Origin of the sequence: Psychrobacter sp. NPDC078929, from assembly GCF_050267985.1 — a bacterium.
Taxonomy (GTDB): domain Bacteria; phylum Pseudomonadota; class Gammaproteobacteria; order Pseudomonadales; family Moraxellaceae; genus Psychrobacter.
Window position 1 is genome coordinate 26,803 of record NZ_JBNNFX010000021.1, and the last position, 14,258, is coordinate 41,060.

A 14,258-nucleotide genomic window follows, 5' to 3' on the forward strand; every position below is an offset into this window, starting at 1 on the left:
TGAGTAACACGTCTTATCAAAAGGACATTGATATGAGCTTTCAAATTGAGAAAATTCATCATGTGGCTTACCGCTGCAAAGATGCCAAAGAAACCGTCGAATGGTATAAAAAAAATCTAAACATGGATTTCATTTTAGCATTCGCAGAAGACCATGTGCCTTCGACCAAAGCCTTTGACCCCTATATGCACGTCTTTTTGGACGCTGGTAATGGCAATGTCTTAGCATTTTTCGAAGTACCCAATCAACCTGAGATGGGCTTTGATCCAAATACCCCAAGCTGGGTGCAGCACTTAGCGCTAAAGGTTAAGGACCGTGACGAGCTAATCGTTGCCAAAGAGCATTTAGAAAATGCCGGCATTGATGTCATTGGCGTGACCAATCACGGCATCTTTCACTCGATTTATTTCTTTGATCCCAATGGTCATCGTCTAGAGCTGACCTATGATGATCCAACCTCAGAAGACAAAGTATCGATGATTACAGATGCCATCAAGCAAGACATGCTAGATGAGTGGTCTCGTACCAAACGCGCCCCAGCACATACACAGTTTTTGCATAGTGATGAGTTGGCTGAAGCACGCGAAGTTGCTCCTGTCGGCGAGTAACTCTCCTGTAATCCTGCTTGCTACGTTTTTAAATGATTAGTTAATCATCGCTTTAATTATAAAGGTGCTAATTGACGACCTACTCTAGGTATCAATAAATAGCGAACCATATATCACCATCATGAAAGGACTCTATGATGAAAATAAGAACCCCTCTAGGAATACTCTTAGCCGCCTCGCTTGCGATGACTGGTTGCTCCAATAACGACCAAACAACAGGCGCGTCTACAGATGCAGGTGAAGTGACAACGTTGCGGTTCTCACACTTTATGACTGCCACTGACAATATAAACACCGAAGCGTTAGAGCCATGGGCAAAGAAAATTGAAGCGGATTCAAACGGCCGCTTAAAGATTGAGATCTACCCTTCTGCAACGCTCAGCAAACCAGGGGCTACCTATGACGCTACGGCGAAAGGTAGTGTGGATATTGGTATGCAAGCACAAGGATATACAGCAGGACGATTTCCTTTGACTCAAATTGTAGAGTTGCCAGGCATCACTAATACTGCACAGCAGCAGAGCTGTATACTTCATAAGCTATATAATGACGGTATCATTAAAGACGAGTACGAAGACACTCACTTGCTCGCTTTGATAGGGACTGGTCAAGGTGCGCTTCATACGGTTGATAAACCGATTCGCACGCCAGCCGACATGAAAGGTCTACGTATTCGCCAACCTTCTGCGGTTGCTAGCCATATTATCGAAGCAACTGGTGCTGCACCTGTCGGCATGCCTGCCAGTGATACTTATACCTCTCTGCAGCGCGGTGTCATTGACGGGCTCAGCTTTACTTGGCAACCCATTCAAGCATTTCGCCTTGATGAGCTGATCAATACGCACACCAATATTCCTTTTTATAATTCTACCTTTGTAATTAGCATGAACAAGGAGAAATACAACCGTTTGCCCGATGACCTCAAAAAAGTAATCGATGATAATTCTGGCGCAGAGCTAGCAGCGCATATCTCTAAAGTATTTGACGTTAGCAATGCCAAAGCAATGGCCGCTGCCAAAGAAAAAGGCGATATTATGATTGATATCCCTGATCCACTCAACGACCCAGATTGGAGAGGTCCATTAATGGAAGGTTCGCAGCATTACCTTGATGAAGTAAATGCAACTGGCCTAGATGCTGACAACGTATACGAAAAAGCAAAAGCGGCCAGTAGCGGCTGTATGGTTTAGAGGCTGAATTGAAGGATCGCCCTAGCTTATAGCATCATATACTGGCTAGGCAATTTGATAACGCTGCGCTATCGCCAGTATTTGCTCAACCACATTATGTTGCTCACTCATAGGCAATTGCTCTGTTGTTCCAATGATAGTAATAGCATATTCTAGCGGTAAATCCTCACCAGCAGTTTGATCACTACTCGTGGATGGTTTAGCAGCACTATTGGCAATCTGTGGCAATATCACAGGTATCGTAATGGCGTTAATCCCTATGAGCATATCGCCCGTCACTGTCGCATAGCCTTGAGTACGAATTTTGGCCTGTAGCTGGGTAAAGTACTGCCACTTATCGGCCATATCTACGGTAGTATTACTCGTATGCCACTCAGCTGCGACCAATGGCTGAATGACGGCATCAGGTTGATAACTGGCAAATAACTGCCCTGTGGCTGATGTCGTCAGAGGCATACGTGAGCCGATGCGAGTAATGATACTAATCGGACTGTCTGGCTCAACGGACTGAATAATAATAGGGCCTTCGCTAAACCATTTGGCAATTTGCACACCACAGTTTAAGGTATCTTTGATTTCATTAGCCACTTGTGTGAGACGTGCCAAAAGATTGTTTTGGTTAAGTTCCGTATGTCCTAATGATGCCAATGCATTGACTCTATCGCCAAGCCCATAGCGACCATCATCAAGCTTACGCGCGTAGTTTTTGCGGATGAGACTGACTAAGTAACGATGGGATTTTGCTGGATGCATTTGCATGGCTTCAGCGATATCCTTTAGCATCATAGGCTCATTACGGTCGATCAGCACATCGAGTAACGACAGCCCAATCTCAAGCGACTGAACCCCACTTTGGTTTTTATTGCTGATAGAACTGTCTACAAGGGTTTTGTCTGCTGGCATGATTTGCTCGATTCTGGTGTGCTTGGTTATTTTTTAATTTTGCTTGTTAGTGGTTTGTTCAATAAGGGTTTGCCCGATCAAATATCACTGAGATACAGATCTTACTTCATAGTATTTACTCTTTTCAAAACACATATACATAAGGACATGAATCATGATGACACTTTATGGCTACTTTCGTAGTAGCACGTCTTACCGTACTCGTATCGCTATGAACCTAAAAGGCTTAGATTACGATGATATCACGATCAATCTGGCACAGGATGAACAGTTAGAATCTGCCTTCAAAGCAATTAATCCACAAGGATTAGTGCCTGTCCTACAAGCTGACGATTTATTATTATATCAAAGTCCAGCTATCTTGGAGTGGTTAGAAGAGGTCTACCCTGAGCATCCATTATTGCCTAACGATGCTGCTGGGCGTATGCAAGTACGCGCACTGAGCGCCATGATTGGTTGCGACATCCATCCAATTAATAATCGCCGCATTTTACAGTACCTACGCAATGAGCTGTCAGTAAATGAGGAAGATGTGATTGCATGGTGCAATCGCTGGATCAGTGAAGGTTTTGCCGCTTTAGAAACACGCTTAGCTGCGGATAACAATCGCGGACAATTCTGCTATGGGGACAGTCCTACTCTCGCAGATTGTTATTTGATTCCGCAAGTCTCTTCTGCTCGCCGCTTCAAAGTAGATTTGAGCGCTTATCCCAATATCGTCGCTATTGATACTCATTGCCGTACACTAAAAGCGTTCGCAGATGCCGATCCTATGATGCAGCCTGATGCACCGAAACGTGATGCCTAATTTGAGACAGTTTTTATAGGATACCTATCTTTATAGAATATTTATCTTCTCGGCCAAATATCAAGTGACTTAGAATTAACACTTAGTATTTGGTCTGGCTTTATTCTTCACACCTTCATATTTTCGCAGCTTAACCTCTAGCTTTATCGCTTAACTTTGCCTCATTGATTATTATTTATTCAATTTTTACAATATAATTTTTAATATATTTATATTAACGGTTGTATGGTGGGCAGCTGTTGGTTATTCTTTATATAAGCATTTGTCATCGCTCAAATTTGTACTTTATTAGCTATAGAAAAAAGTACTGTCTTATTCATCACAATAAGGTTGAACAATATGAATGATATATCCTCATCAGAGATAACCACCCTACCATCGGATGCAGCAAACAAGATTTATGCATCAGCAATCATGTTTAGAGATGAAACAGAAAGCGCTAGAAAAATTGCACCCGTGGTAGTCAATAAACTTTCAGAATTTGCATTATTTAGAATGGGGTTGCCTAAATCGTTAGGAGGATGGGCAGGCAACCCAGTAGAAACGCTAAAAACTTATGAGACGTTGGCCAGTGCTGAGGCCTCCGTTGCTTGGATCGTTTGGAACAACCATTTGGCCTGTACATTCGGTCGATTTTTGGACGAGTCCAGTATGAAAGAAGTATACAGTGACCCATCTCATATTTATGCCAATTCAGCACGTCCTGAAGGCGTGGCCCAAACAGTAGATAATGGCTACATGGTATCAGGACAATGGACACTCGTCTCTGGATGCCAATTGGCTGACTGGTTTGTACTCCGTTGTCTCGTTATCTCCGAAGGCTCTCCTACAACCCTTGGCCCAGGTGCAAATTTAAAGCTATTTTTTATTCCCAAAAAGGATGTAAAAATCATTGATACGTGGGATGTGGGCGGCCTAAATGGTACAGGTAGCCACGATATAATCGTCAAAGACACTTTTGTCAAAGAGGCTTATGCAGTTGACTTTGATAGTCCTGTGGCTGTCGATACTGCCTACAGTCGTCTGCCTATCGGTTGTATCAATGCTGCTGGCTGTGCGGCGATGGCGCTAGGCGTATTGAAAGCCGCTATGGATGACTTGGTTGATATGTGCCTTGAGAGGGTAACGCCTGGTAAGAGTCCAGATCTACGCGACCGTGCAACGGTACAGGCTACTATTGCTAAGAGCAAAACAATACTAGCATCGAAACGCGCCCAACTGCATTATAGTGTCGAGGTACTGTGGAAAGAGGCACAGCAGCAGAACACCTTTACTGATATACAGCTTGCAGATGTATGGGCCGCTTCTTGTGAAGGCGCAAGAGAAGCTCGTGACATGGTATCTGAAATTTACGCAGTCGCAGGCACAGCCTCCCTATATAAAAAGCATAAGATAGAAAGGGCGCATAGAGATATTCATGCGATTTTGCAGCATGGCATTATTCAACCTCACTGGATGAATCAAGCAGGTATGGCCTATGTTGGACTGAAACCGAATGGTGCAATGTTCAGAATATAGAAGCCCTTAATTATAAATAATAAGCGCTTGTGAGACACAATTTACAAGCGCTTATTTTGATTCATCGACATTATTGCTGCATCAATTGTTTATCTTTAAGCCGTAAAAAAGCAAAACATTAGATGTCTTGCTTTTTTATAGTCTACCGATAGCTACAATTGAGAGGTTTTGTTAGTCAAAATGGAAACCTGCACCCACTGCGCCGCCTACGTTTCCTTGAGTATCTGCCGAACCATTTACCTTAATGACCCAGCGACCGTCGTTAGATAATTTAGAGAAACCAATTGCTACAGCACTTTCTCCGTTATAGGTACCGACACCGCCACCAATCAGTGACTTACCTGCGATATAAGCCTGAGGCATTGCCGACATTGCCATTGCCCCGGAGATACCTGCATTTGCATCATCTTCTACTTCGTCGATTTTGTAGCCAAGATCGCTCATATTGTTATTGAGTCGACTATCAAGCGCACTAAGCTGACTATAATTGACGGCGTCTGTTGCTTCGACCCCATCGGCGACACCAGTCATACGTTGGTTGCCAGCATATAGACCTTGAGACGTCATACTTGGCCCATCTTGCATACTGATACCCTCACTATTGATAACCGTTGTCCCAACTGTGACACTATCAACGCTGATATTACCGTTTAGATCAAACTTAATACTACTGCCATCTGCTGTGGTGGTGATGTTATTGCCACCAGTGAAACTGAGGACACTCTCATCGCCAATTGGTTTATTGATATTAGCGCCACTGTCTGCGCCAAAATTGAGTCCAGCATCTAGCTTATCCGTATTGGTTTCGATATTCGTAGTATTGGTCGTGATATTGCTGGTATTCGTAGCAATATTTGTCGTATTGGTCGCGATATTGGTTGTATTAGTGGTAATGCTCTCTGTGTTAATTTGAACATTTTCACTAATTTCAATCGTGCCTTGTCTGATAGAAGCAATCGCACCATCAATATTGCTTTCACCCGTTCCACCAATGTCACTGTTGGTAAAAGTACCATCTTCGGCATTGTAAACAGTGTCACCACCGATAATACTGCTGATACCAGTGCCTTGGGCATAAAGCTGACCACCGTTTATGGCGTCCTGACTTGTCGCCGAAACTTCTCCATTTTGAACGTTGGTAATTTTGGTATCAGCGGCATCAATACCACTTTTCGTAACACTCGGACCACCTACAATAGTCAGTCCATTGTCATTCATAACCGTACCCCCAGTGGTTACGCTATTCAAAGTAATATCTGGGTTAAGATCAAAGCTAATATCATTAGCATTGGTAGGTATGGCTGCAGCCTGCAATGATGGACTACTATCGAAAGCAGCCACATCACTCACTGATTTCCTAGATACCTTGATATTACCGTCTTTACTACTGAGGTCGACAGCATCTCCTTGTTTTACCATCGTAGCGATATCACCTTGAGCGGTGATGCCCCAACCTTGATCCAAGGCAATGGCGACATCTTTTAACTGCCCAACATTGACAGCATCCGTATTTAGCACACCTTCCCCAACGTTGCGAATGGTGTTGCCTCCATTGTCTAGACCACGGCTACTCAATGAGACCTGAGAAACCATTCTATTCACGCCATTTCCAACGAAGGTAAAGCCTGCATCACTCATGATGCTGTTACCTATCTGTATACTGCCATCATCTCCAAGGTCTAACTGATTATTCAGTTTTACTTGGACGCCAGTCGCAGAAGCGACAGTAGTCAGATTGTTATCTCCTGTGACATTGATCGTATCGCCTAATGCAAATTGCTGATCATTAGCACTATTGCCGTCACCAATTTTGATACCTTTAGCAATTTCATCATTAGTCATAGTGAGCTGTGCAAAGTTTACGGCATCGGTTGGGGCAATTCCCTTATCAACTTTGATAATTCTATTATTACCATTATCAAGACCTTCGTTGCTTAACGTAATGGTCTGATTAGGACCATCAGTGATGGTGACGCCTGCATTGTTAAGCACCGTGCTTTCCATTCTCACGCTACCGTTTTTACCAAGCATGACATCTTCAGCCAATCTAACATTTAGATTGCCATCTTCATCAGCGATCACACCGATATTGTTTTCAGTTACGTTGGTAGCACCTCCTTGGAGTGTCAACGTTTGACCTAACTTGCGATTGACGACAACATTTGTATCATCTCCTGTAAAGTTCAGTCCTAGGTCCACTGTATTGTTGGTTGCATTTAATTGTCTAACATTGACAGCATCAGTATCTGCATCACCATCATCTACATTGATGATTCTGTTGCCGCCATTATCAAGACCTTCACCACTCACACGAACTGTACTATCAGTAAAGCTAGCACTAGTGAAAGTGACATCCTCTTTTGTAGCGACTTTAATACCACCATCCTCAGCAGTGAGAACAATGTTATCTCCTGTTAGGAAATTCGCCGTATTGTCCGTTTGGTTAAGCGTTTTAACATCAACGCCATCTATTTGAGCAACAATGGTCTGCATGGCACTGTCCGCTTTTACCAGACTGGCTTTGCTATCTACACTTAAGTCAACGGCATAGTCGGTCATGTTGGTAAACTCGTCTTTGTCACCTGCTGTGACCGTGACGGCAGAAGAGCCTGCTGAAGCAGTAACACCATCTGCATTGACGGTATAGACATCTTGACCGTTACCACCTGTAGACTTCACAACACCCGCAATATTAGTACCTGCGGCGACCTCTGTTTTAGCAGCGGCAGATGAGCTATTTAGCTGACTAACGTTGACAGCGTCTTTATCTAAGACACCCGCTTTAACGTTTGTGATCTTTTTATTGCCAGCATTGATACCACCAGATCTGGTCATGCTTGGACCATTCAGAATGGTTAGACCATCACTGGTCAACGTGGCATTAGATGGGTTAAAAGGGTTTATACCTGTTACGGTCACACCAGCGCCACTGACTGTAGTGACGCCACCCATTGCCAGACCACCTGTGACCATGCCCAAGCGATTAACTTGAGTGCCACCAAAGATATTACCTGTGCTGACGCTGCCGTTATTACCTAGATCAAGATCGTTATTGAGCTTGACTTCGATTTTGCCATTTCTTACTCTTGTGTCGATATTATCATTAGAACCCACTACCTCGACTTGTTCTCCTAGCTGTTTCATTACAGTTTGACCATCGGCAGCTTTTAAACCAAAGCCTTGGTTAACCTTGGCATTGGTATCAAATAGCTGACTACCATTAATTGCATCAGTACTATCTTCGCTTATGTTCCCGACAGCGACATTAGTCATTGTGACTGGGCCAGTTGCTCCAACGCCACCTAAAGTAACAACATCTCTAGTAACAGCATTGTCATACTGTACTGAGTTGTCCGCTTTAACTAGACTGTCTTTAGTAACTTGACTTAAGTCAACCGCATAATCAGTTAAGTTGGTTGTATCAGTAGTTGCGTTTATTTCTACTGCTGTAGATCCTGCTGAGGTTTTAGCACCATTAGCATTAACAGTATAAACATCTTGTCCTGTGTCACTGTCGATTGAGAAATCAACACTAGAAACATTGGTTCCCTTTAAGACTTTGGTTCTGGCAGCGGCAGACGAGCTACTTAGTTGACTGACATTGACAGCATCATTTGGGTCTTCACCGTTATCAACATTGATAATCTTTTTGTTACCAGCATCGATACCACCAGACCTTGTTACGCTTGGACCACCAATAATTGTTAAACCATCCATGGTTAGAACAGTACTAGGAATACCTAGTGGACCATTCACCAATACTCCTAAGCCATTAACTGATGTACTAGCCAGTGCATTACCGGTTCTAACACCTAAACCATCTACAGTTGTACTAAAGTATGAGTTACCTGTTGTTAGACCAGAGCGATCAAGTGTCGTGGTATCACCAAAACCGAACGGAGAGCTTGAACCCATTTCTACACTACCGTTATTACCTAGGTCTAAGTTATTGTTGAGTTCGAACGAGACATCATTACTAGTAGTGTCTTTAGAAACAGTGATATTGCTGTTTTTACTGTTGAAGTCAACTGAATCTCCAGGTCCTACCGTACTTGCGGTAGCACTATCACCTTGTGCGCTGATATCCCAGCCTCTATTGGCTGTTTCTGTAACCACTTTTAGCTGAGATACGTTTACTGCATCCGTATCTGCTGAACCACCTGCAACGTTAATGATACGACGTTCGCTTGCAACAGCGCCTACTGAGACGGTGCCGTTATTGGCATCAGCAGCAACGTTGGTTAAGAAAGATGCGCCGCTTTGTACAGCTGCAATAGAGTTTTGACCTAAAGCGACACTGTTTAGTGCATTTGCTCTAGAACCTTTACCTAGTGCAATACTACCTAACGCTTCAGCTCGTGCATCAAGACCAAGTGCAATAGTGTCTTGGGCGGTTGCTTTTGCTTCATAGCCTATCGCAACTGCACGACTTGCGGTTCCGTTTGTGGCTCTTTGACCTATCGCCACTGAATTAACACCCGCTTTGGCCTCCTGACCACCAGCAAAGCCGTTGAACGAAGATCTTGCGCCTTCACCGATAACGGTTGCATTTGCGTTTGCAAATGCGCTCTCTCCAACAGCGGTTGCATTATTACCTTTTGCATTGGCATTCGAGCCAACGGCAAGAGCGTCAGTACCTGTTACTGACGTGGTGTATGGCTGTGCACTGCTAGAACGGATAGGGAAATCAATGCCAGCAACGATAGTATCTAACGCTTTTAATTGAGATACGTTTACTGCATCACTGTTTTGAGTACCTGCTGCGACATTAATAATTTGGCGAGTACCATTAGTAGAGCTACCAACAGAAACTGCACCAAGGCCTGTACTATTAGTTGCGGTAATAGCTGCTTTGTCTACGACACTAGCACTTGTTGGAGCAAACCCAACCGCACCACCTGCAACGTTAGCCACAGATTGCGATCCTAGTGCCACACCATCTTGAGCATTAGACTGAGCGCCAGCACCCAGTGCCACGGCCCCTTTTTCAGTAGCAGAGGCAGCCACACCGAACGCTGATGACGCGGTTGCAGCAGCATTCGCATGCGTACCTATTGCAGTTGCAAGATGACCCGCCGTACGAGCTTTGACACCAATTGCTATGGAAGCTGCCCCGCCCGATTCAGTATTTCCTGTATATGGGTCGCTTGCATCCAGTAGATCTCGACCCGCATATTCATTAAAAGCCGTATTGACTGTGCCACTGTTTAGCTCAGTGCTAGTGATACTACCGTCGATATTGTATATCGATGCTAAGTTTAGGTCATCGCCACCGATGGCAATAGAAGAGCCGCCTCTTGAAACGACATTGGCACCAATAGCAATAGATTGTTCACCACTTGCCAACGTTTGTTGTCCAGATTCCGAGCTACCAATAGCGATGGTTTGGCTGCCAGTCGCCTTTGCGTTGCCACCCATGGCCATAGCATTATAACCTGTTGCGCCATCGTTATTGGCATTGCCAATAGCTTCAGAGTCAACACTATAATATTTAGTCTTGTTATCCTTGACTATATTAACCAGCCTATATAGCTGCGAGCCATTAACTGCATCTTTACTCCCTGCCATCACAGCACCATTGGATACATTGGTGATTTTGTTATTACCATTGTTTAGGCCACTATTGCTCAAAATGACACTATTGGCTGGATTTATGGCTGTAATCTTAATGCCAGAGTTATCGACTAAGGTATCACCCGTTTTAAGACTACCATCAGTCCCTAAATCGACATTTTCATCGAGCTTTATCGTTAGCGACTTATCATGTCTATTGGCAGTCACGCTAATATTTTTGGTATTGGGATCGCCAGTGACCGTTTCTCCACCCTGCACCGTTAGTGTTTGGTGAAGGAATGAATTGGTATGTATTTTAGGCGTTGGGTCGTCACCAACAAAGTAGGTACCCAATGCATTCACCTGCATGCCAAAGCCAGCAGCTAGTAGCCCAAGCGCTATAGTGCTCAGACGTAACGTATGGATAACGGACAGGTTAGACGTTGTATTTATGGTAGCGTTAGAGCTAACGCTAGATTTGGAAGATTTGCCACGTCCCTTCGCGTATTCACCAACGGCGGTAAAACAACTTAAGGCTTCATTCCAGATGACTTTATAGATGCGGTTCATGATGCGTACTCCCTTACAGACTTGTCAGATTTAAAAAATCAGAGATAAGATCTATGTCAGAGAAACGATGTGACAAAATAAAACGGGTTATAAGCTTATAATAACGAGACCTTGTTCAAATAATAGTTGTAGTAGTCTTCAAGGAATAAGACGTTCTGTTTTGTATAATCTTTATCACTCTCTGTATATATTAGTATTACCGAATATATACAGAGAGACAATGCCGTTCATCCGTGTTTTGATACCGTTCGTCGGTTATATTCATATAAACGAATATAAATTCGTTTAATTCTTGTCTATTTATAATAAATTACGTCGGTTTTAAAAAGAGTCAGCTTTTATCTACTACTAAATATGCGCTTATACACATTAAAAATACATGATAAGCGCATGTTGGTTACATAAATTGTTTCTGCATTATTTATCTTTTTATCTGCTAGGTAGCACTATTTGAACCACCAACCCTTGAATACCATCTTGCCGGTTATAAGCATTGATATATCCTTTATGCGCCATGACCACAGCGTGGACAATAGCCAATCCAAGACCATAACCGCCAGTATCACGATGCCGAGCAGTATCGAGCCGCACAAAGGGATGAAAAATACGTTCTAAGTCTTTTTCTGCGACACCGCCACCTTCGTCTGTTATATTAATTTGAACAGCTGATGCCTTATTGTTCATTTGTATTGCTTTGATTTCCGCAATCACTGTCGAACCCGCTGCCGTGTGCATAAAAGCATTGCGAATGACGTTTTCAAGTGCGCTATACAACTGCTCTGCATTACCTTGGACGGTCCAAAAACCTTCCAAATCATCCAACGCTGAGGCTACAGGCGGTTGCCATTGCCAATGTACGTCTTTATGTTGAAACTCAAAGCAGACATCCTCTCCGATATTGCTAATGATGTCGGATATGTCGACTGCCTCACTCTCCAAGTTATCAACGGTATATTGCTGCATTTGTAGGGACTGAATATGAATGATTTGCTCAATCAGCTCATTCATTCGTGTAGATTCTTTATCGATACGGTCTAAATAGCGATTGGCATTGGGCGCAAAGTCTCGAGTCAGCTCAGTCGCTACATCCAGACGAGCAAGTGGCGAACGCAGCTCATGTGAGATATCACTAAGCATTTGCTTGCGTGCCAGCTCACTGTCGACGAACCTCGTCGATAGATGGGCGACGTCTTTGGCAAGTAGCCCCAACTCATCATCGCCCATCTTGGACAGTTCTGGGTTGGCTTGATAATTACCATCAATCATACGGTGTACGGTATTTTGTACACGGCCAATTCGCTGGGTCAGCGTACGACTGAGCCATATGCAGACCAGTACACTAAAGATAACGATTAATAGCAAACGTATTGGAAAATTCCCGTGCTGTATCTCTACTACGTCTGAAAAACGCAAGTGCGGACGCAACTGTATGATGATTGACTGACCATCAGGTAGTTCAACAGACATATCAGCCAGTTCAGGACGAGTATCGATATCAGCTACTGCTGCACTACTTGCCGTTCTTGGTTTTAGGAATTTTTGCCAAAAAGACAGCTCATCTTCTGGTATTTCATTGTCGTGCTCACGCAGTCTATTGTCAGCATTGCGGCCTTCTACGCCATAAACGTTATTCTCTACTCTAGGCGGTATTTGCTGCAACGGTTGTATTGCACGATCCATTAGCTGCCGACCACTTTGCAGTTGTCCTTGCGCGCGCTCATCTTTGTCACGGTAACGCGGGAATATAATAGCGCCCTGCTCATCATAGACTCTGATTTGATTCATCAACTGGCGGTCTTGACGATACATCTGCCTGACAGACTCTACATCACCAGCCCGTAGTGACGCGACCATCTCTTCACGCTTTATCAATAGACTATCGATTTGCACATCCATACGAGAGGTCAGCTCTTTTTCAGCTAACCAGCGTTCTACCACGATGGACAATACAGAGGTGATTAAAATCGTCAATAGTAGGCTCAGGAATAAACGCCAAAACAAGGTGATGCGCACCTTAAACTTAGGTGCTTTTTTGAGGGTCTGCTCAGAAGCTTTCATCGATATGTCCGTCATTACAGCACCAGTTGATAACCTTTTCCACGCACCGCTTTTATTGGCTCATCGTGAAAAGGTTGAAGTTTTTTACGTAAGCGAGATACATGCACATCGAGACTACGATCAAATGGCTGCAATTCACGCTGCAAGACATTCTCTGACAGCCATGCTTTACTGACCACCTCGCCCTTTTGTTTGAGCAAGGCCACGAGCAGATCAAACTCTGTACCAGTGACTTGTAGCGTCACCCCATCTATCTGACAGGCACGTTGGTTTTGATCGAGGTGCAAACGACTCTCTGGCAACGGAGTATGCTCTGATGCGGTCGTATTGGTACGTTTAATCACTGCATTAATACGTGCCAGCAGCTCTCGTGGGTTACAAGGTTTGGTAATATAATCATCGGCACCAAGCTCTAGACCAATAATACGATCAATCTCTTCCCCTTTTGCCGTCAGCATAATGACTGGAATATCGATAATATTTGGTAATTGGCGCAGGACACTCAATCCATCCAGTTTTGGCATCATAATATCGAGCACGAGTAAATCATAAACCGTATCTTCGTGTGCTACCGCTTTGAGTCGTTGTATGACTGCTGCACCATCATGCACGCAGTCACAGCGAATACCGTGATTGTCCAAGTACTCTTGCAATAACTGAGTCAACTCTTCGTCGTCATCGCCTATCAGGATGTTTGGCATACTTCTCTCCTTTAATTTTTATTTATCTCTATTTACTCAATCCAATCACTCTATAATAATCATGACGCAGTAAGTCCGCGTACAGGTGTCATTGTGATATGGTTAGCGAGATTGTCGCCGTGGTATTTTTATTGCCGGTAGACTGTAGTTAACCATATTATCAGGCAAGCACTTGCCAATTCACCAGAAACGTTACCTTTCTTAATACTTCATAAATGTTCGTAACCTTTAACTGTCGTAATATACTCCTATCAACAGCAAGTATTGCATTTCTAAGATGGCTGACCATAACGAGCGATAACGTTCAACAGATGGTACTTGCGAGATAAAAATTTAGTGTTTATGAAAT

8 protein-coding genes are annotated in these 14,258 nt (G+C 43.7%); 4 read left to right on the forward strand and 4 right to left on the reverse strand.

Going from position 1 to position 14,258, the window contains the following annotated elements; all coding sequences use genetic code 11:
* The first annotated feature begins 32 nt into the window (after positions 1–32).
* Positions 33–608 carry a VOC family protein gene (locus tag ACQKCG_RS11345; RefSeq protein ID WP_179797180.1) on the forward strand — a complete coding sequence of 192 codons (576 nt, stop codon included), beginning with the start codon at positions 33–35 and terminating at the stop codon, positions 606–608.
* 137 nt (positions 609–745) lie between these two features.
* Complete coding sequence (locus tag ACQKCG_RS11350) at positions 746–1,798, forward strand: TRAP transporter substrate-binding protein (protein WP_371547333.1); 1,053 nt, start codon at positions 746–748, stop codon at positions 1,796–1,798.
* 45 nt (positions 1,799–1,843) lie between these two features.
* Here ACQKCG_RS11350 and ACQKCG_RS11355 read toward each other — a convergent pair whose 3' ends face one another.
* Entirely contained in the window at positions 1,844–2,701 is an 858-nt protein-coding gene (locus ACQKCG_RS11355; RefSeq protein WP_371547336.1) for an IclR family transcriptional regulator, read from the reverse strand.
* Positions 2,702–2,858: 157 nt separating this feature from the next.
* Between ACQKCG_RS11355 and maiA the strand changes: the two genes are divergently transcribed.
* Together maiA and ACQKCG_RS11365 are read left to right on the forward strand one after the other, a co-directional pair.
* The gene (gene maiA, locus ACQKCG_RS11360) at positions 2,859–3,509 is read left to right on the forward strand and encodes a maleylacetoacetate isomerase (RefSeq protein ID WP_371547385.1); all 651 of its coding nucleotides are present in this window, start codon (positions 2,859–2,861) and stop codon (positions 3,507–3,509) included.
* 339 nt (positions 3,510–3,848) lie between these two features.
* Positions 3,849–5,027: a hypothetical protein gene (locus ACQKCG_RS11365; RefSeq protein ID WP_371547338.1), complete on the forward strand. Its 1,179-nt coding sequence runs from the start codon at positions 3,849–3,851 to the stop codon at positions 5,025–5,027.
* Positions 5,028–5,198: 171 nt separating this feature from the next.
* Here the strand turns inward: ACQKCG_RS11365 and ACQKCG_RS11370 are convergent, their stop codons facing one another.
* The 3 genes from ACQKCG_RS11370 to ACQKCG_RS11380 all read right to left on the reverse strand — a co-directional run bounded on the left by ACQKCG_RS11370 (position 5,199) and on the right by ACQKCG_RS11380 (position 13,909).
* Positions 5,199–11,150 carry a YadA-like family protein gene (locus tag ACQKCG_RS11370; RefSeq protein WP_371547339.1) on the reverse strand — a complete coding sequence of 1,984 codons (5,952 nt, stop codon included), beginning with the start codon at positions 11,148–11,150 and terminating at the stop codon, positions 5,199–5,201.
* 429 nt (positions 11,151–11,579) lie between these two features.
* A complete protein-coding gene (locus ACQKCG_RS11375; RefSeq protein ID WP_371547342.1) occupies positions 11,580–13,208 on the reverse strand; it encodes a sensor histidine kinase in 1,629 nt (542 codons plus the stop codon).
* Positions 13,209–13,222: 14 nt separating this feature from the next.
* Complete coding sequence (locus tag ACQKCG_RS11380) at positions 13,223–13,909, reverse strand: response regulator transcription factor (protein WP_057759848.1); 687 nt, start codon at positions 13,907–13,909, stop codon at positions 13,223–13,225.
* Positions 13,910–14,258 lie beyond the last annotated feature (349 nt).

Excerpts from the sequence above, each read along its gene's own strand:
- ACQKCG_RS11345 (WP_179797180.1), top strand. The coding sequence starts at position 33 with ATGAGCTTTCAAATTGAGAAAATTCATCATGTGGCTTACCGCTGCAAA.
- ACQKCG_RS11350 (WP_371547333.1), top strand. The coding sequence starts at position 746 with ATGAAAATAAGAACCCCTCTAGGAATACTCTTAGCCGCCTCGCTTGCG.
- ACQKCG_RS11355 (WP_371547336.1), bottom strand. The coding sequence starts at position 2,701 with ATGCCAGCAGACAAAACCCTTGTAGACAGTTCTATCAGCAATAAAAAC.
- maiA (WP_371547385.1), top strand. The coding sequence starts at position 2,859 with ATGACACTTTATGGCTACTTTCGTAGTAGCACGTCTTACCGTACTCGT.
- ACQKCG_RS11365 (WP_371547338.1), top strand. The coding sequence starts at position 3,849 with ATGAATGATATATCCTCATCAGAGATAACCACCCTACCATCGGATGCA.
- ACQKCG_RS11370 (WP_371547339.1), bottom strand. The coding sequence starts at position 11,150 with ATGAACCGCATCTATAAAGTCATCTGGAATGAAGCCTTAAGTTGTTTT.
- ACQKCG_RS11375 (WP_371547342.1), bottom strand. The coding sequence starts at position 13,208 with ATGAAAGCTTCTGAGCAGACCCTCAAAAAAGCACCTAAGTTTAAGGTG.
- ACQKCG_RS11380 (WP_057759848.1), bottom strand. The coding sequence starts at position 13,909 with ATGCCAAACATCCTGATAGGCGATGACGACGAAGAGTTGACTCAGTTA.